This is a genomic window from Arthrobacter sp. SO3, assembly GCF_020532825.1.
In the GTDB taxonomy this organism is placed as follows: Bacteria; Actinomycetota; Actinomycetes; order Actinomycetales; family Micrococcaceae; genus Arthrobacter.
Genome location: NZ_MQTS01000083.1, coordinates 25,778 through 42,211 on the forward strand (window position 1 = coordinate 25,778; position 16,434 = coordinate 42,211).

A 16,434-nucleotide genomic window follows, 5' to 3' on the forward strand; every position below is an offset into this window, starting at 1 on the left:
ACCAGGTCCTGGGTTTTGCTAAACCAGGTCCTGGGTTTTGGCGAAGCGTGTGACCGCGCGCTGCGTGCCGCGGTTGGCCAGGACCTGGATGATGGCGCTGACAGACGCTGAGATCAGCGCGAAGGTCAGGGCCGAACGCAGCGTGGTGGGCACATCGTCCTCGTGGCCCTTGGGCGGCTTGTTGCCCGTGGATTTCTCCCAGACAGTGTCAACGAGCTTGGTGCCGACGAAGCCGGCGAGCAGGCTGATGCCGGTGCCGAGCAGTTTGATGAAGATGTTCATTCTTCGGACTCCTTGGGGGAGGAAACAGGGCTTCCCCTAGCCTAGCGTCCCTTGCCCGGCGCTCCAGCCAGGGACCAACGCCCCTGTCCGGCGGCCCGGGCCGGACGTACCTTCGAGGATGGCACGACCCCAAACCCGCGCGCCGGGGCCCGCCCGGCAGCCAGCCACCGATCCGTCCCGCGGCCGGACCTGGCGCCGGCTCTATCTCTGGGCCGGGATCTCCTCGGTGCTGTTCGTGGCGCTGCTGATGCTGGCACTGGTCCTGGACTTCGCCGCCCCGCCCCCGGTCCATGGCGGCACCGAGACGCTGGAGTTCATCGCGCGGAACAAAGGGAACTATGTTGCCGAACAGCTGCTCTGGACCGTGCCGAACATTCTGCCGGTGCTGGTGTTTGTCGCGCTCTTCGTGGCGCTCGCCCCGCTGGACAAGAGCCTGGCCCTGCTCGCCGCAGTGATCGGCGGCCTGTCGTGGGGGCTGATCCTTGCCGTCCCGGTCACCAGCAGGGGATCGATGGTGCTCGTGTATCTCAGCGACCGGTACGCCGCCGCGGCCGACGACGCGGCCCGGCTCCGCTACTCGACCGCTGCCGAAGCCATCATCGCCGAAAACAACACCCCTGCCGCCGCCGGTGTCCTGTCCGCGGCCGGCATCCTGCTCATCTCTATCGTCATGCTGAACGGGGTGCTGCCGCGGGCCCTGGCCTGGCTGGGGATCGCCACGGGCGGACTGGGCATCCTCGCGGAAGCGCTCCGGCACGCCGTCCCTGAGTTCTACGGGGGCTACGGGGTGCTGATGTGGGTCTGGTTTGTGGCAGCAGGGATTGCGCTGATCCGGCTGGCCGGGCGGACACCCCGGCGCCCGGGCCGGGTGCCGGCACCCCGGGGGCGCGAGGGGAGGGCAGCGCCGGGCAGCTGAGCTAGCGCCCGGGCCTCCCGGGCGTCCCGGCGCGGCCGAGGATCTCCGACAGGGCTTCGACCACCAGCTCATGGTCGGCCTTCTGCGGCAGACCGGACACCGTGACGGTGGCTACCATCCCGGTCCCGCGCACATAGATGGGGAAAGCCCCGCCGTGGGCGGCAAACTCCGTCTGGTCGAACCAGGCGTTGTCCTCAATCCTCCGCCCGGCTGCCCGGGCCCGAAGACCCACCAACAGCGACGGCACTTCGTAACGGACGGCCGTGCGCTGCTTGGCCCTGATCCAGCGCTCATTGTCCGGCGTGGCGCCCTCCAGCGCCGCGTGGAAGAGCACCTGCTCGCCCTTGGTGATGTCGATGGCGATCGGGTGGGAGCGTTGCCTGCCGAGTTCAACCAGGAGCAGCCCGAGGTCCAGGGCGTCGTCCTTGCCGAAAGACTGGAACTGCAGCTCATCGATTTCAGCCAGGACGCGGCCGATGAGCGCGGCCAGGGCTCCAGGCGGCTGCTCGTCCGTGGAGTCCGGGTCGTAGCCGGGGGACGGCACTGCTGAGTTGGTCACGCGTTCCAGCTTCCGTTGGTTGGCCGCCGGCGCGTGGGCGCGGCATCCGGTGTTCCCATGCCTTGCCGACTCTACCAAGCAGGGGGTCCCGGGTCACCGGTGTGGCGCCTGGACATTCAGACGGCCGGCCCCGGGAATCAGCTGCCCGATGGGTGTAAACTGAGCCACGCCCACAAGGGCGATATTCAATACGACAGGGGAGCGCCGCCGTCGGGCATCACCGGAGGAATCCGGGGAGACCACAGGTGGGCGCTGAGAGTGCGGACAGCCGCAGACCCTCGAACCTGATCCGGTTAGTACCGGCGCAAGGGAGTCGAGTTCTCAGAGTGCCCGGAGCGGCGGCGGAAGCTGCGGCCCCCGGACACCCTCCCCTCCTGTTCCTCAGGAGGACGACATGACTGATACATCTGCCAAGCAGACGCTCACCGGACGCAGCTACAACTGGCGTGTGGTGGACATTGTGGTGGCCGCACTGATCGCGGTGGCCGGCGGCGTGATCTTCTGGGCCTGGTCCCAGGGCGCCAACCTCATTGCCGCCCCCGTCAACGCGTTCTACCCGCCGCTGACCGGTCTCTATGCCGGCGGCTGGATGATCCCGGCGGTGCTGGGCATGCTCATCATCCGCAAACCGGGCGCCGCACTGTTCTGCGAAGCCGTGGCCGCCGCCGGTGAGCTGATCATGGGCTCGCAGTACGGCACCACGGTGCTCATTTCCGGCATCCTGCAAGGCCTGGGCGCCGAACTGGTCTTCGCCGCCTTTATGTACAAGAAGTTCAACCTGCCGGTGTCGCTGCTCGCCGGTGCCGGGGCGGGCCTGTTCTGCGGGCTGAACGATTCGTTTCTGCCCTGGGGCTGGAACATCGCGTACGCCGACGGTGACAAGCTTGCCTACATCATCTTCACGGCCATCTCCGGCGCCGTGATCGCCGGCGGACTGTCCTGGCTCGCCACCCGGGGCCTGGCCAGGACCGGCGTGCTGAGTTCCTTTGCCTCCCGCAAGGCGGCCACGGAGCCTGTCTTCTCCTGATGTCCGATTCCGACACGTCCGCCTGCAGCGGGGTCCGCCCGGCCACGATCACCGCGCGGGGCTGGGGCTGGCGGCACGCCGGCCGTCCCCGGCCCGCCGTCAGCGGCCTGGACCTGGATATCCGGCCCGGTGAGCGGGTGCTGTTGCTGGGTCCCTCCGGCGCCGGCAAGTCAACGCTGCTCCATGCCCTGGCCGGGGTACTTGGCGACAGCTCCGCCGGCGGCGCGGCCGGTCGCGCCGCCGCGGATGCCGAGGATGCGGACGAGACCGGCCGCCTGCTGATCGACGGCGCCCCGCCCCGGGCCCAACGCGGCCGGGCAGGACTGATGCAGCAGGACCCGGAAACCCAGGTGGTGCTCTCGCGCCTGGGCGACGACGTCGCCTTCGGCGCCGAAAACCTGTCCGTGCCGCCGGCCGAGATCTGGCGGCGGGTGGCGGAAGCACTTGACGACGTCGGGCTGGGCCGGCTGCCGCTGGACCATCCGACGTCGGCACTCTCCGGTGGCCAGAAGCAGCGCCTGGCGCTCGCCGGCATCCTGGCGATGCGCCCCGGCCTGATCCTGCTCGACGAACCCACCGCCAACCTGGACCCGGCCGGTGTCCTGGAAGTCCGCGACGCTGTCGGCCGCTGCCTGGACAAGACCGGGGCCACCCTGGTGGTGGTGGAGCACCGGGTCTCCGTCTGGAAGGGCCTGGTGGACCGGATCGTGGTGCTGCGGCCCGGATCCGCCACGGACTCCGCCGTGCTGATCGATGGGCCGCCGGACCAGGTCCTGGCCCAGGCACGGGACATGCTCACCGCGGCCGGCGTCTGGGTCCCGGGTTATGTGCCGCCGACCCGGCCCCGGGGTGCAGGGGGCGGCGCCGCCGGCGCGTCCGGGCGCAGCGCAGCCGCCAACGCTGCGGGGCAGTTGCTGCTCGCCGCGGAGGACCTGGCCGTGTCGCGCGAACGGCCGCGGCGGGCCGGACTCCGCGGAGGCTTCCGCCCGATCCCGCCGGTGCCCGTGCAGTCCGGCATTACGGCCCAGGTCCGCGCCGGCGAGGCGCTGACCATCACGGGTCCCAACGGCTCCGGAAAGTCCACTTTCGCCCTGACCCTCGCGGGCCTGCTCGCGCCCGTCTCCGGCACGGTCTCCGCCACTTTGGCGCTCAGTGCCGGCGCGGGGATCGATCCGTACCAGTGGAAGGCGCAGCAGCTGATCGCCAGGATTGGCACCGTCTTCCAGGAGCCCGAGCACCAGTTTGTCACCGGACGCGTGCTCGATGAGCTGATGTTCGGGCCCCGGCAACTGGGCCGCGGCGAGGACCGGGTGGACGAACTGCTGGAGCGGCTTCGGCTCACGGAGCTGGTGGACGCCAATCCCTACACCCTCTCCGGCGGTGAGAAACGGCGCCTGTCCGTGGCCACCGTGCTCGCCGCCCATCCCCAGGTGCTCGTCCTGGACGAACCGACCTTCGGCCAGGACGCCAACACCTGGGCCGAACTCGCCTCCTTCCTCTCCGAACTCCTCGACGACGGCACCGCGGTCGTGTCGGTGACGCACGATACGGAATTCAGTGAGGTCCTGGGCGGCACCGGGCTGAGCCTCGGCGCCCCCGAATCCCCGGAACCGGGGAAGGTCGCCGCGCCATGAGGCAGGAACTGACCCTGCGCGGCAACCATGCCCTGCTGACCCGGGCCAATCCGCTGGCGAAGTTCGCCGCCGTTATGCTCATCACGATGGTCCTGGCGCTGTCCATCGACTGGGTGTCCGCCTCGGTGGCGCTCGCCTTCGAACTGGCACTGCTTCCGTTGGCCGGGCTGACCCCCGCAGCCCTCTGGCAGCGAGGCTGGCCGCTGATCCTGGCCGCGGCGCTGGGCGGCTGGAGCACGACGATCCTGGCACCCGACAGCGGAAGCGTCCTGCTCGACGCCAGGATCTGGTCCATCAGCGAAGGATCCCTTGAACTCGGGCTGGGCTTCATGCTCCGCGGCCTGGCCATCGCGCTGCCGGCCGTGCTGCTGATGAGCTGCACCGACCCCACCGACCTGGCGGACGCCCTCGCGCAGAAGGCGAAACTGCCGCACCGTTTCGTCCTCGGGACGCTTGCGGCGATGCGGCTGGTCGGACTGATGGCGGAAGAATGGCAGACCATCGGCATGGCACGCCGCGCCCGCGGCGTGGGCTCGCACGGGAATCCGCTGCAACGGCTTCGCGCCACCCTGGGGCAGAGCTTCGGGCTGCTGGTGCAGGCCGTCCGGCGCGCCTCCCGGCTCGCCGTCACCATGGAGGCCCGGGGCTTCGGCGGCGCGCAACGGACCTGGGCGCGGAAATCCGTCTTCAGCGGCCTGGATGCCTGGGTGTTCCTGGGCGGACTGGTGATTGCGGCCGCAGCTGTCGCCTCTGCCTTGGCTGCGGGAACCTGGAACATGGTCTTCCTCGCACGGCAGTAACGCCCGTTATCGCACCGGACGGGTAGCGCTGTGAGGTTCGCGGCATTCCGCCCCAAATGCCCGGGGTTAATAAATCATGCGTGATATTTTCTTGGGATGACTCAAGAAACTGCTGAACACGTTGGCGCCCTTCTCCGCGATGCCCGCGGCCAGAAGGGCTGGACCCAGGGGCAGTTGGCGGCCGAGCTCGGAACCAGCCAGAGCGCCATCGCCCGGATGGAACAGGGCAAGCAGAACCTCAGCCTGAAAATGATCCAGCGGCTTGAGACCATCTTCGGCCGGAGCATCGTCAAGGTGGGCCGGCCGGCCATGACGCACCTCCGGGTCGAGGGCGGCCGCACCCTGTCCGGTTCCGTCGACGTCAACAGCAGCAAGAATGCCGGCGTCGCCCTGCTGTGCGCCAGCTTGATCAACCGCGGCACCACGACACTGCGCCGGCTGGCCCGGATCGAAGAGGTCAACCGGATCGTCGAGGTCCTGACCAGCATCGGCGTCGAGTGCAGCTGGCTCAACGCCAACGACCTGCAGATCCGCCGCCCGGCCGTGCTGGACCTCGACTCGATGGACGTCGAGGCCGCCCGCCGGACCCGCAGCGTCATCATGCTGCTAGGCCCGCTCCTGGACGAATCCAGCGAATACCGTTTGCCCTACGCGGGCGGGTGTGACCTCGGCACCCGTACCGTGCAGCCGCACATGCAGGCGCTGCGCCAGTTCGGCCTCAGCGTTGACGCCAAGTCCGGTTTTTACGCCGTACAGGCGCCGCCGTCGGACGGGCACGACCGCTCCTTCGTGCTCAGCGAACGCGGCGACACCGTCACCGAAAACGCCATTATGGCCGCCGCCCACCGCAGCGGAACCACGATCATCCGCAACGCCAGCCCCAACTACATGGTGCAGGACCTCTGCTTCTACTTGCAGATGCTCGGCGTCGGGATCCATGGCGTGGGCACCACAACGCTGAAGATCACCGGCCGCCCCTCGGTCGACGTCGACATCGAGTATTTTCCCTCCGAAGACCCGATCGAGGCGATGAGCCTGATCACCGCCGGGATCGTCACGAACTCGGAAGTCACGATCCGCCGCGTCCCGATCGAGTTCATGGAAATCGAGCTCGCGACGCTGGAACAGATGGGCCAGCGGCTCGAAGTGTCCGGCGAGTACCTGGCCCGCAACGGGCGCACCCGGCTGGTGGACGTCACCACCAAGCCCTCGGAACTGCGCGCCCCCGAGGACAAGATCCACCCCATGCCCTTTCCCGGGCTGAACATCGACAACCTGCCCTTCTTCGCGGTCATCGCCGCGAACGCCCAGGGCCAGACGCTGATTCACGACTGGGTTTACGACAACCGCGCGATCTACCTGACCGAGCTGAACAAACTCGGCGCCCAGGTGCAGCTCCTCGACCCGCACCGGATCTACGTCAACGGGCCCACCAAGTGGCGCGCGGCCGAGGTTGGCTGCCCGCCGGCACTGCGCCCCGCGGCCTGCCTGCTGCTGGCGATGCTGGCTGCCCGGGGTGTCTCGGAACTGCGCAACATCTACGTGATTGAGCGCGGCTACGAGGACCTGGCCGAGCGGCTCAACACCATCGGTGCGAAGATCGAGTACTTCCAGGACTGAACCCGCCGCGCACCTCCAAGCAACGCGGGGTCAGATCGCGCCCATCCGGAGCGCCTCCATGGGCGCGGAGTGACCCCGCGTTGTTGAGCGTTTCGGCGGATCCTGCCGCACAATAGAAACATGCGCACCTTCGGCGTGGAGGAAGAACTGCTCATAGTGGATCCCGAAACGGGGATGCTGCTCGCCCTCGCCGATGTCATGCTGCCCAGCCTGGTCCCGCCGATGCCGGACACCGGCCTGGCTGCCCCGGGACAACCGCAGGTCCACGAGGACGCCGACTTCAGCTACGAGCTCAAGCTGGAACAGATTGAAACCCAGACGCGGCCGTGCCAGGACTACACCGAGATGCTCCTGCAGCTGCAGCAGGGCAGGGCCCTCGCCGACGCGGCCGCGCGGGTTCACGGCGGCCGCGTTGCCGCCCTCGCCACGTCGCCCCACGGCTCCGCCACCCACCTGACACCCAAGCAGCGCTATATGACCATGCAGCGGCGTTTCGGGCTCACGGTCCGGAACCAGCTCACCTGCGGCCTCCATGTCCACACCTTGGTGGAGTCGCCGGAGGAGGGCGTGGCGGTGATGGACCGGATCCGCGACAAGCTGGCCGTGCTGATCGCCCTCAGCGCCAACTCCCCCTACTGGAACGGCGCGGAGACGGGGTTCGAAAGCTACCGCACACAGGCGTGGAACCGCTGGCCGGGCTCGGGTCCGACGATGATCTTCGGCAGCCTGCCGGTGTACCGGCGGGTCGTGACGCGGCTGGTGGAAAGCGGCGTCCTGATGGACGAGGGAATGGTCTATTTCGACGCGCGGCTGTGCCGGCACCATCCCACCGTGGAGGTCCGGGTCGCCGACGTCTGCCTGCGGGCCGAGGATGCGGCGCTGACCGCTGTGCTGGTGCGAGCCCTCGTGGAGTCGGCGTCCCGGGAATGGAACGACGGCGTGGATCCCGCCCCGGTCCCGACCCTGCTGCTGCGGATGGCCGCCTGGCAGGCCAGCAACTGCGGACTGCGCGGTCAGCTGCTGGACTTCGGAACCTTCACCCCCGCCCCGGCTGCGGAGGTGGTCCACGCGCTGGTCGACTTCGTGGCCCCCGTGCTGGAGGAGCAGGGCGAGCTGGAACTGGTGCGCGCGGGCATCGGCCGGATCCTGGCGGAGGGCACTGGTTCGCAGCTGCAGCGCCAGCCGTTCCGCTCCGGCGGGCTGGCCGCCGTCGTCAAACGGGCCGTCGAAGTGACCATGCGGGGAGCCGCCATCGGGGACCCGGCGGACGAGGGCTCGTCCCTCGGCCGGGTCCGCCGCGGCTGAGCCCAGCCCGCCCACCGGCGCCGCCGGGCTAAGGACCACCAGCGGGACGGCCCGGAGCGGGCCTTAGCCCGGCGGCGCCGGCCCGGCCCCCAGAGGGGGTAGCTAGACCTGCTTGAGGGCCTGGGCGAGGTCGCGGGTCAGGTCCCCGAGGTCCTCAAGGCCCACTGAGAGGCGCACGACGCCGTCGCTCAGCCCGATGGCCGCGCGCCCCTCGGGCCCCATGGCGCGGTGCGTCGTGGTCGCGGGGTGGGTGATGAGGGACTTCGAATCGCCCAGGTTGTTGGAGATGTCGATGATCCGCAGCGCATCCAGCAGCGCGAAGGCGGCCTCCTTCGCCGAACGCCCGGCGGACGGGGAGAGCTCAAAGGTCAGCACGGTGCCGCCGGCCTTCATCTGCCGGGCGGCCAGCTCGAACTGCGGGTGGGACGGCAGCAGGGGGTACTTGACCCAGCTGACCGCCGGCTGCGCCTCGAGCCATTCGGCCAGCCGCAGCGCGGAGGCGGACGAATGGTTCACCCGCAGGGCCATGGTCTCCAGCCCCTTGGTCAGCACCCACGCGTTGAACGCCGAGAGCGCCGGGCCGGTGTGGCGCATCAGCTGCTTGACCGGGCCCTCGATGAATTCCTTGGTGCCCAGGATCGCGCCGCCCAGCACCCGGCCCTGGCCGTCGATGTGCTTGGTGCCGGAGTATACGATCACGTCCGCGCCGAACTCCCCGCAGCGCTGCAGCAGGGGAGTGGCAAAGACATTGTCGACGACGACCGTCGCCCCGGCGGCGTGCGCCAGTTCGCTGACCGCCGCGATGTCCACGATTTCCTGCATCGGGTTCGACGGCGACTCGAAGAAGACCGCCGTCGTCGGCTCCGAGAGCGCAGACCGCCACTGATCCAGGTCCGGGCCGTCCACGAAGACTGTTTCGACTCCCCATCGGGGGAGGATTTCGTTGAGGATCACGAAGCAGGAACCGAAGAGCGAGCGGGCCGCGACCACCCGGTCGCCGGCGGCCAGCAGGGCGCCGAGCGCGGTGAAGACCGCGGACATGCCCGAGGCCGTGGCAAAACATGCCTCGGTGCCTTCGAGCAGCCGGAGCCGTTCCTGGAAGGTGGCCACCGAGGGGTTGCCATAGCGGGAGTACACGAAGCGTTCGTCCTCGCCGGTGAAGGCCCGCTCTGCGGCGGCCGCGGATTCGTAGACGAAGCCGGAGTTCAGGAAGATCGGCTCGGACGTTTCCTGGAAGCCGGTGCGGTCGAGGCCGCCGCGGACAGCCTGGGTGTCGGCGCTCCAGCCGGCGGCGTCAGGGTTGAAGGTCACTTAGTGCTTTCCAAGGTTGGTGGGCAGGCCGCGGTTCTTCCAGCCGTTGACCGTGCGTTCGCCGTGGCGGTCCGGTTCGCCTTCAAAGCCCTCGAGGACGTTGTAGGAGACGAAGCCGGCTTCCGTCGCGGCGACCGCCGCGGCGATGGACCGCGCGCCCGACCGGCACAGGAACACCAGTTCGGCGCCGGCGGTGCCGGCCGCCTGCTGCTTCAGCTGCTCAACGAACTGCGAATTGGGGATGCCGCCGGCAAGATTCCACTGGATGAACAGCGGATCGTTCCGCCTGTCACCCGCGGCTGCCGTGTCCGGGACGCCGATGTGGGCCCATTCGCCCTCGGTGCGGACGTCCACCAGGATGGCGCCGTCCTCGAGCTTGGCCCAGGCCTCCTGCGGGCTGAGGTCCCCGGCGTAGCTCACGCGTGGCCCTCGCCGTCGAACTCCAGATCGTCCACGGCGTTGGCGACGGCGGCATCGGCGCTGGCGATCGCCGCCGGCAGCACGACGGCCTGGGCCACGATGACGCTGCTGCCGTTGAACGTGGCGGCCGGGCTGCCGTGCAGCACGTAGCCGTCGGCGAGGGCGGCGGAGACGCGCTCGCAGAAGGCCCGGTCATCGGGGCCGGTAAACAGGCGGTACGCCAGTTTCTCCTCGGCGGCACCGGGGACTGCGGTGGACGGGGCGGGTGCTGTACTGGGGACAGCGGGGGCGGACGCGTCAGGCACGACGGATCTCCTTCTTTCACGCTTGCAGCTCGAATGGTCGATATGCCGAGTATTCACCTGAGGCACCCCGCCGCGAAAGGGAGGGTTGCCGACCGGCCAGTCAGGGCTTGGCGCCGGGTCTCATTACTCACCAAAAACGTAACACCTGCGACGCCGGCCCGCAGAGCCGCCGTCGTCATGTTAAGTAACGGGATCCACCCCAACGCGGGGTCACTTAGCGCCCATCCGGGGCCGCGGGACGGGCGTTAAGTGACCCCGCGTTGGGGTGTGTGTGGGGGCGGGGGCTACTCGATCGTGGCGTAGAGCGCGTTGAGTTCCGCCGTGAGCTGCCGGCGCAGCTCCGGGGTGCCGATCTCTTTGCCGTCGATGTGGTTGACGGGCGCGAGCAGTCGGATGCTGGAGATCAGCCATACGGCGTCGGCGTCATACAGGTCATGGGGCTCCAGCGGCCCGTAGCCCAGCTCCCAGCCGGCGGCCTTGGCTGCGGTGAACAGGGCACCCTGCGAGGTGCCGGGCAGGATCCCGCTGTCGAGCTGCGGCGTGATGAGCCGCCGGACGGTGCGGACCCCGCCGGCCCCGTCGTCGGAGGTTTCCAGGTGCGCGAGCAAAACGGTCGACGTCGGGCCCTCCAGGACCCGGCCGTCCGCGGAGGTGAAGATGACGTCGTCGGCGCCCTGGCTGCGCGCGTAGCGGAGCGCGGCCATGTTGACGGCATAGGAAAGGGTCTTGGCGCCCATCAGCAGCCACGGGGCCCGTTCCCCGACTTCGCTGTCGTAGCCGCGGTCCAGCAGGATGACGTTGATCCCGGTCTCGCGCTGGCGCCTCCCGGCCGGGCCGGGGGCGGAGGCCTGGACCCAGCAGGTGGGCGTGGCCGCACCTTCGGCGCCGCGGGTCACGAGGAGCTTGACCACGAGTTCGTCGTCCTCGGTGGCCTCGCCGCCGGGCACGTGCTGGCGCCGGTATTCGCTGATCGCCGTGGCGATGGCCCGGCGCCAGGCGTCCTCCGCCGGGATGTCCAGCTCCAGCAGCCGGGCGGACCCGGCCAACCGGTTCAGGTGCGCCTGGAGCTTGCGGGGCTGCCCGCCCACCGCCAGCAGCGACTCGAAGACACCGTCGCCGCGGGTGGCGCCCTGGTCCGTCGCCATCAGCTGGGGCTTGGTGGCATCCGCCAGCCGGCCGTCGTCGAAGGCGGGATCCAGGAAGACCAGCACCGGAGTGGGGGCGGGGGCGGCGGCAGGAGAAGTCATGGCTTCAGCTTAGTGCGGCGTGCCACGGGATAGGATTTGACGATTGCCCGTTCCGGAACTGTTCCGCGGGTCTGGAACTTGAGGGGTTCGCCTGTGCTGTGGCCATTTTCGCTGGCGGAATCACTTCCGTCCTGGCTGATCCTGATTCTGACCGTGGTCGACCTCGCCATCCGGGTGCTGGCCCTGGGCATCATCCCCGGAAACCGCCGTCCCACCACGGCCATGGCCTGGCTGTTGATCATCTTCTTCGTCCCGGCCGTGGGCCTGGTCCTCTTCCTGCTCTTCGGCAACTTCCGCCTCTCCCGCAAGCGCCGCGCGCAGCAGGATGCGGTGAACATCCGGGTCCGCGCCGGGACCTCGGACCTGGCGATGCTGGAGAGCCGCTACGAGGGCCCGGAATGGGTGTTGTCCGCCGCGGAACTGAACAAGACCCTGGGCTCGCTGCCTATGGTGGACGGCAACCACGTGGAGCTCCTGCCCGGCTACCCGGACTCGATCAAGGCCATGGCCGCTGCCGTCCGCGAAGCCGAGTCGTTCGTCAACGCCGAGTTCTACATCATGAGCTCGGACCACATCACGGACGATCTGCTGACCTCGATGGAGGAAGCCGCCGAGCGCGGCGTCGAAGTCCGCCTCCTGTTCGACCACCTGGGGACCCTGCGCATCAAGGGCTACCGCAAGCTGATCGCCCGGCTCAAGGCCAGCAAGATCCGTTGGCGGCCCATGCTGCCGCTGAACCCGCTGCAGGGGCAGTGGCGCCGGCCCGACCTGCGCAACCACCGCAAGATCATGGTGATCGACGGCGAGGTTGCCTTCACCGGGTCGCAGAACCTGATCGAGCCCTCCTACAACAACCCCCGGCACCGCAAGATCGGCCGCGAATGGGTCGAGCTGATGGCCTGCCTGCGCGGGCCGATCGTCACCACGCTCAACGTCGTCTTCGCAACCGACTGGCTCAGCGAGACCGACGAATCCCTTGAGGGCCAGCTCGCGCACCGGCCTGAACTGCACGCCGGCAACGTCACGGCGCAGGTGGTGCCCAGCGGCCCCGGATTCATCACCGAAAACAACCTGCGGCTCTTCAACACGCTGATTTACTCGGCGCAGCGCAAAATCTCGATCTGCAGCCCGTACTTCGTCCCGGATGATTCCCTGCTGTATGCGGTGACGACGGCGGCCCAGCGCGGCGTCGACGTCGAACTCTTCGTCTCGGAAAAGGGCGACCAGTTCCTGGTCCACCACGCCCAGCAGTCCTTCTACGAGGCGCTGCTGGAAGCCGGGGTGCGGATCTACCTCTACAAGGCGCCCTTTGTGCTGCACGCCAAGCATTTCACCATCGACGACGAAGTGGCCGTGCTGGGCTCCAGCAACATGGACATGCGCTCCTTCTCGCTGAACCTGGAGGTCTCGGTGATGCTGCTGGGTGAGGACATCGTGCGGCGGATCAGCGCTGTGGAGGACACCTACCGGCAGATTTCGCGCGAATTGACGCTCGAGGACTGGATGAAACGTCCGATGGGCGTCAAATACGTGGACAACGTCGCACGGCTGACGGCCACCCTGCAGTAGCCGCGGCGCAGGCGGAGCCACTCCGGCGCAGGCGTCAGCCGGGCGGGAATTCCGCGCCCAGCGCCGAGAGCACCCCGAAAGCCTTCGTCCGGATCTCCTCGTATTCCTCCTGCGGGGAGGAATCGGCCGTGATCGCCCCGCCGACGCCGAGGCTGAGGCCGGCGCTGCCGCCGGCCCGCTCGGTACGCACGAGGGTCCGGATCGCGACGGCAAGGTCGGTCGCGCCGTTGAGCGAGAAATAGCCGATCGCGCCGGAGTACACCCCCCGCGGGGCGCCCTCGAGCCGGTCCAGGATGGCCATGGTGCTGACCTTTGGTGCACCGGTCATGGAGCCGGCGGGGAAGCAGGCGGCCACGGCCTCAGCCCGGGGCATGCCGGGCCTGAGCCGGGCATCGATGGTGCTCACCATCTGGTGCACCGTGGCGTAGCTTTCGATCGCGCAGAGCCGGCTGACCGACACCGATCCGGGCACGGCGAAGTGGCTGAGATCGTTGCGCAGAAGGTCCACGATCATGATGTTCTCGGCGCGGTCCTTCGGCGAGGACTCGAGCTCGTGCCGCAGCAGGGCGTCCCGCGCGGGATCCGCGTCCCGGTGCCGGGTGCCCTTGATCGGCTCGGCGCGCATCCCGCCGTCGGCCGCGATCCGCAGGAAACGCTCCGGCGAGGTGCTCGCCACGGTGAGGTCCCCGAAGCGCAGGTAGCTGGCGAACGGGGCCGGATTCCGGCCGCGCAGAGCCAGATAGGACCGCCACGGGTCCAGGGCGGCGGCGGGGAGTTCTGCCGTCAGGGCGGTGGTCAGGCAGACCTCGTAGGTGTTTCCCTCGGCGATCTGGTGCTGGGCCTCGGTGATTTTGGACTTGTAGGCGACTTCCGAGTCCCGTGCGGCGAAGTCCAGGGGAGCGCGGCCGGATGCGGAAGGTCCGACGGCGCTCCCGCCGGCCGCCGCTGTCTGCCCGCCGGCTGCCCGGGTGGCGGCGGCGCGGGCCGTCTCCAGCCAGTCCCCGGCGTCCGCGGTGTCCAATGTCAGCAACCAGACTGTGCGCTCCACATGGTCCAGCACCACGGCGCGTCCGGCAAAAAGCAGGCAGGCATCCGGGGTCCCGGCGGTGACGTCGCTGCCGCCGGTCTCGCGTTTGAGTTCGTAGCCAAGGTAACCGAGCCAGCCCAGGGTGAACTCGCAGGGGTAGCCCTCGGGGCCGCGGAGGGCCCGGCGGCCCCAGACTCCGTCGAGCCAGCGGAAGAACGGCCCCTCGGTCGTGACGCTGGCGTTGCCGACGCTTACGTGGGTTCTGCCCGAACTGTGCCGGACCGACTGGCCGAACGGGCCGCCGTCGTCCGCGAGGATGCTGAAGCGGCTCCGTTCCGCGGCCTCGTTGCCGCCGGCGTCCATCGAGGAGTCCAGCCAGACGGCTCTGGCGGAGCGGCCGAAGAGGGACTCGAACAGCCGGGCCGGGTCCGGGGCAGCATCGATCCGTTCGGCGCGGAGCTGGAGCCCGTGGCGGGCGGCAAGCTCCGGGAGCAGCGCCGGGGACAGTGCCGGCAGGTATTGCAGGGCCTGCAGCACTTCCGCCGGAGCGGCGCCGTCGGCAAGGTTGAGCACCCGGACGTCGGCGCGGGCGGGAACGTCGTCCCCGGACAGCCACTCGTGCTCCTGGGCGGCCCACTGGTCCCAATACGGTTCGTAGCTTTCACCGTCGCGGGCCAGGGCCCGGTTGCGCCGGTCCTGTTCGGGCGAATCGGCCCAGATTACCGCGGCCAGGAAGGGCCGGGCGGCCTCTGCGCCGGCGCCCACGCCCTCCACCAGGACGATTTCGGCGGGCTGGGTGGTGCGGACGTCGCCGTCGTAGTGCGCATTCCAGTCCCAGCTGACCCATTCGGCCCGCTCGCCGCGGTGCAGGGGGGCCAGAACCGTCGAGGTGTAGCGTTCGATGCCGGCCGCGAGCCCGTTCCAGCCGGGGTAGATGTCCTCCAAGTGGAAGAGTGAAACCTTGTGGTGCTCGCGGAGCCGTGCCGCCAGTTCGATCGCCAGGGTGGTCTTGCCGGCGCCGGACCGTCCGTCGATGGCGATGATGACGGGTGCGGGACTCATGAAATAGAGCGTACCGGCTGCTGTGCATTGGGTTGATCACTGCCTGGCTGTTGCCCGCCCGGCCGTTGACGCCGGGCGAGCTCCATCCGGATATGCGCCACGAGCCCGGGGAGTGCGGCGTTGATCAGGTTCCAGGTGAGGTCGAAGTCCGCGTGGCCGCCATACCAGGGGTCTTCGATGCCCTGGTCGAGGGCGTCCCTGCCCGCGACGGCCGGATCAAAGCTGCGCAGCATCCGGATCTTGGACAGGGATTCGCGGTCCGGCGCCGCCTGCTGCAGCCAGCCGAAATGGTCCACGTCCAGGGCCAGGATGAGGTCCCGGGTTGCGAACCACTCTGCCCGCCATTCGCGTGCCACGTGACGCTCCGAGGGGATGCTGTGGGCGGTGAGCTTGCGGGCCGCCCGCGGGTCAATCGGACGGCCCACCTCATAGGCCGTGGTTCCGGCGGAATCCACCACGGCGCCGGCCAGGCCATCCGCGGCGATGGCCTCCGCCAGCATCAGCTCGGCCATCGGCGATCGGCAGATGTTCCCGGTGCAGACCGCGATGATCCGGTACGGGCTCGACGTTGAGGTCATAGAGCAAGCATGGATCATGCGGGTCCTCTTGGCTAGTTTCCGGGGTGCGCGTATTACAAAGTTGTCACACTTGTATTTCGAGCTGTCATAGTGCCTGACCGGCCCGTGCCCCTCACCGGCGGCGGCCGGAGGCGGAACCATCTGCTCCCGAGCCTTCGCGCGGGCAATTGAGTGAACTATCTGCCCGAGGGATTCCCGGACCAGACTGCCTTGCACAGAATGGACCGTAAGGAGGCCACCTCCTCGCGGGTAAGCATTTCCAGCTGGCGCGCCTCCGCGGCCTGGGTTGCCTTCCGGGCGGCAGCGTGGAGTGTGCGGCCCCCCTTGGTGGCGGCCACCAGTTTCTGCCGCCGGTCCGAGATTCCCGGCTTTCTTTCGACCAGCCCGCGCTGTTCCAGTTCGTCAATGAGGGCGACGATCTGGCTGGGGTCAAGGCTGAGAAACTCGGCCAGTTCGCGCTGGGTGGGTCCCAGGGCGCCGCAGGCCAGCGCCAGAACGGAGTAGGACCGCTCTTTCAGCCCGAACTCCGCAAGGGCGGCGTTGTTGAGTACGCTGCCGGCGGCGTGCAGTTTGGCCAGGAGGAAGCCGATATCGGTGCTGATGCTTGATTCCGCCAGCCGTGTTGCAGTCCCGACGGAGCATTCGGCAGCGTCATTCACCTGTTGTGTCATGGTGCCTTTCGGGCAGGGAGTCGGCGGGGTCGTTGAATTATTCAATGATCCCATGCGCGACACGGCAGTGAAAGGCGTGACCCGGGGCGGCGGGGGTGGCG

At 69.0% G+C, this 16,434-nt stretch carries 16 protein-coding genes and 2 riboswitches; of the genes, 7 read left to right on the forward strand and 9 right to left on the reverse strand.

The features are described from left to right. Positions 1 to 18: 18 nt before the first annotated feature. The gene (locus tag BJQ90_RS08740; protein WP_226759902.1) at positions 19 to 282 is read right to left on the reverse strand and encodes a DUF4235 domain-containing protein; all 264 of its coding nucleotides are present in this window, start codon (positions 280 to 282) and stop codon (positions 19 to 21) included. Between the two features lie 118 nt (positions 283 to 400). Between BJQ90_RS08740 and BJQ90_RS08745 the strand changes: the two genes are divergently transcribed. Further along, positions 401 to 1,198: a DUF4386 family protein gene (locus BJQ90_RS08745; protein WP_226759903.1), complete on the forward strand. Its 798-nt coding sequence runs from the start codon at positions 401 to 403 to the stop codon at positions 1,196 to 1,198. A gap of 1 nt (position 1,199) precedes the next feature. Here the strand turns inward: BJQ90_RS08745 and BJQ90_RS08750 are convergent, their stop codons facing one another. Continuing rightward, complete coding sequence (locus BJQ90_RS08750; RefSeq protein ID WP_226759904.1) at positions 1,200 to 1,757, reverse strand: heme-degrading domain-containing protein; 558 nt, start codon at positions 1,755 to 1,757, stop codon at positions 1,200 to 1,202. Positions 1,758 to 1,942: 185 nt separating this feature from the next. Continuing rightward, positions 1,943 to 2,086: riboswitch (TPP riboswitch) on the forward strand. A 65-nt stretch (positions 2,087 to 2,151) separates the two neighbouring features. Here BJQ90_RS08750 and BJQ90_RS08755 point away from each other — a divergent pair. From BJQ90_RS08755 to BJQ90_RS08775, 5 genes are all read left to right on the forward strand, one after another. Beyond that, positions 2,152 to 2,784 (forward strand): ECF transporter S component, encoded by a 633-nt coding sequence (locus BJQ90_RS08755; RefSeq protein WP_226759905.1) that lies wholly within the window; start codon positions 2,152 to 2,154, stop codon positions 2,782 to 2,784. Then, a complete protein-coding gene (locus tag BJQ90_RS08760; RefSeq protein ID WP_226759906.1) occupies positions 2,784 to 4,418 on the forward strand; it encodes an ABC transporter ATP-binding protein in 1,635 nt (544 codons plus the stop codon). Before BJQ90_RS08755 ends, BJQ90_RS08760 begins: the two co-directional genes overlap by 1 nt. Next, on the forward strand, positions 4,415 to 5,218 hold the full coding sequence (locus tag BJQ90_RS08765; RefSeq protein WP_226759907.1) for an energy-coupling factor transporter transmembrane component T family protein: 804 nt from the start codon (positions 4,415 to 4,417) through the stop codon (positions 5,216 to 5,218). Before BJQ90_RS08760 ends, BJQ90_RS08765 begins: the two co-directional genes overlap by 4 nt. Positions 5,219 to 5,314: 96 nt before the next feature. Next, on the forward strand, positions 5,315 to 6,838 hold the full coding sequence (locus BJQ90_RS08770; protein ID WP_226759908.1) for a UDP-N-acetylglucosamine 1-carboxyvinyltransferase: 1,524 nt from the start codon (positions 5,315 to 5,317) through the stop codon (positions 6,836 to 6,838). Between the two features lie 120 nt (positions 6,839 to 6,958). Further along, positions 6,959 to 8,143: a glutamate--cysteine ligase gene (locus BJQ90_RS08775; protein WP_226759909.1), complete on the forward strand. Its 1,185-nt coding sequence runs from the start codon at positions 6,959 to 6,961 to the stop codon at positions 8,141 to 8,143. A gap of 102 nt (positions 8,144 to 8,245) precedes the next feature. Here the strand turns inward: BJQ90_RS08775 and BJQ90_RS08780 are convergent, their stop codons facing one another. The 4 genes from BJQ90_RS08780 to BJQ90_RS08795 all read right to left on the reverse strand — a co-directional run bounded on the left by BJQ90_RS08780 (position 8,246) and on the right by BJQ90_RS08795 (position 11,426). Next, positions 8,246 to 9,454 (reverse strand): O-succinylhomoserine sulfhydrylase, encoded by a 1,209-nt coding sequence (locus tag BJQ90_RS08780; protein WP_226759910.1) that lies wholly within the window; start codon positions 9,452 to 9,454, stop codon positions 8,246 to 8,248. Next, a complete protein-coding gene (locus tag BJQ90_RS08785) occupies positions 9,455 to 9,874 on the reverse strand; it encodes a rhodanese-like domain-containing protein (RefSeq protein WP_226759911.1) in 420 nt (139 codons plus the stop codon). Beyond that, entirely contained in the window at positions 9,871 to 10,179 is a 309-nt protein-coding gene (locus BJQ90_RS08790) for a DUF1737 domain-containing protein (RefSeq protein WP_413463660.1), read from the reverse strand. Before BJQ90_RS08790 ends, BJQ90_RS08785 begins: the two co-directional genes overlap by 4 nt. 13 nt (positions 10,180 to 10,192) lie before the next feature. Beyond that, positions 10,193 to 10,307: riboswitch (SAM riboswitch) on the reverse strand. A gap of 156 nt (positions 10,308 to 10,463) precedes the next feature. Then, a complete protein-coding gene (locus BJQ90_RS08795) occupies positions 10,464 to 11,426 on the reverse strand; it encodes an aminodeoxychorismate lyase (RefSeq protein WP_226759912.1) in 963 nt (320 codons plus the stop codon). A 93-nt stretch (positions 11,427 to 11,519) separates the two neighbouring features. Here BJQ90_RS08795 and cls point away from each other — a divergent pair, with 93 nt between their 5' ends. Next, positions 11,520 to 12,995 (forward strand): cardiolipin synthase, encoded by a 1,476-nt coding sequence (gene cls, locus BJQ90_RS08800; RefSeq protein ID WP_226759913.1) that lies wholly within the window; start codon positions 11,520 to 11,522, stop codon positions 12,993 to 12,995. Between the two features lie 34 nt (positions 12,996 to 13,029). On the opposite strand, the gene pabB is transcribed toward cls, so the two are convergent. From pabB to BJQ90_RS08815, 3 genes are all read right to left on the reverse strand, one after another. After that, entirely contained in the window at positions 13,030 to 15,084 is a 2,055-nt protein-coding gene (gene pabB, locus BJQ90_RS08805) for an aminodeoxychorismate synthase component I (RefSeq protein WP_226759914.1), read from the reverse strand. Then, positions 15,081 to 15,662, reverse strand: a complete 582-nt coding sequence (locus tag BJQ90_RS08810; protein ID WP_226759915.1) for a low molecular weight protein-tyrosine-phosphatase — start codon at positions 15,660 to 15,662, stop codon at positions 15,081 to 15,083. The genes pabB and BJQ90_RS08810 overlap by 4 nt, the downstream gene beginning before the upstream one ends. A 176-nt stretch (positions 15,663 to 15,838) precedes the next feature. Continuing rightward, a complete protein-coding gene (locus BJQ90_RS08815; RefSeq protein WP_319004619.1) occupies positions 15,839 to 16,333 on the reverse strand; it encodes a MarR family winged helix-turn-helix transcriptional regulator in 495 nt (164 codons plus the stop codon). Positions 16,334 to 16,434: the final 101 nt, after the last annotated feature.

What these genes read in the sequence shown, in the direction of transcription:
- pabB (WP_226759914.1), bottom strand. Translation starts at nt 15,084, where the DNA reads ATGAGTCCCGCACCCGTCATCATCGCCATCGACGGACGGTCCGGCGCC.
- BJQ90_RS08810 (WP_226759915.1), bottom strand. Translation starts at nt 15,662, where the DNA reads ATGACCTCAACGTCGAGCCCGTACCGGATCATCGCGGTCTGCACCGGG.
- BJQ90_RS08740 (WP_226759902.1), bottom strand. Translation starts at nt 282, where the DNA reads ATGAACATCTTCATCAAACTGCTCGGCACCGGCATCAGCCTGCTCGCC.
- BJQ90_RS08755 (WP_226759905.1), top strand. Translation starts at nt 2,152, where the DNA reads ATGACTGATACATCTGCCAAGCAGACGCTCACCGGACGCAGCTACAAC.
- BJQ90_RS08745 (WP_226759903.1), top strand. Translation starts at nt 401, where the DNA reads ATGGCACGACCCCAAACCCGCGCGCCGGGGCCCGCCCGGCAGCCAGCC.
- BJQ90_RS08795 (WP_226759912.1), bottom strand. Translation starts at nt 11,426, where the DNA reads ATGACTTCTCCTGCCGCCGCCCCCGCCCCCACTCCGGTGCTGGTCTTC.
- BJQ90_RS08765 (WP_226759907.1), top strand. Translation starts at nt 4,415, where the DNA reads ATGAGGCAGGAACTGACCCTGCGCGGCAACCATGCCCTGCTGACCCGG.
- BJQ90_RS08770 (WP_226759908.1), top strand. Translation starts at nt 5,315, where the DNA reads ATGACTCAAGAAACTGCTGAACACGTTGGCGCCCTTCTCCGCGATGCC.
- BJQ90_RS08815 (WP_319004619.1), bottom strand. Translation starts at nt 16,333, where the DNA reads ATGACACAACAGGTGAATGACGCTGCCGAATGCTCCGTCGGGACTGCA.
- BJQ90_RS08775 (WP_226759909.1), top strand. Translation starts at nt 6,959, where the DNA reads ATGCGCACCTTCGGCGTGGAGGAAGAACTGCTCATAGTGGATCCCGAA.
- BJQ90_RS08760 (WP_226759906.1), top strand. Translation starts at nt 2,784, where the DNA reads ATGTCCGATTCCGACACGTCCGCCTGCAGCGGGGTCCGCCCGGCCACG.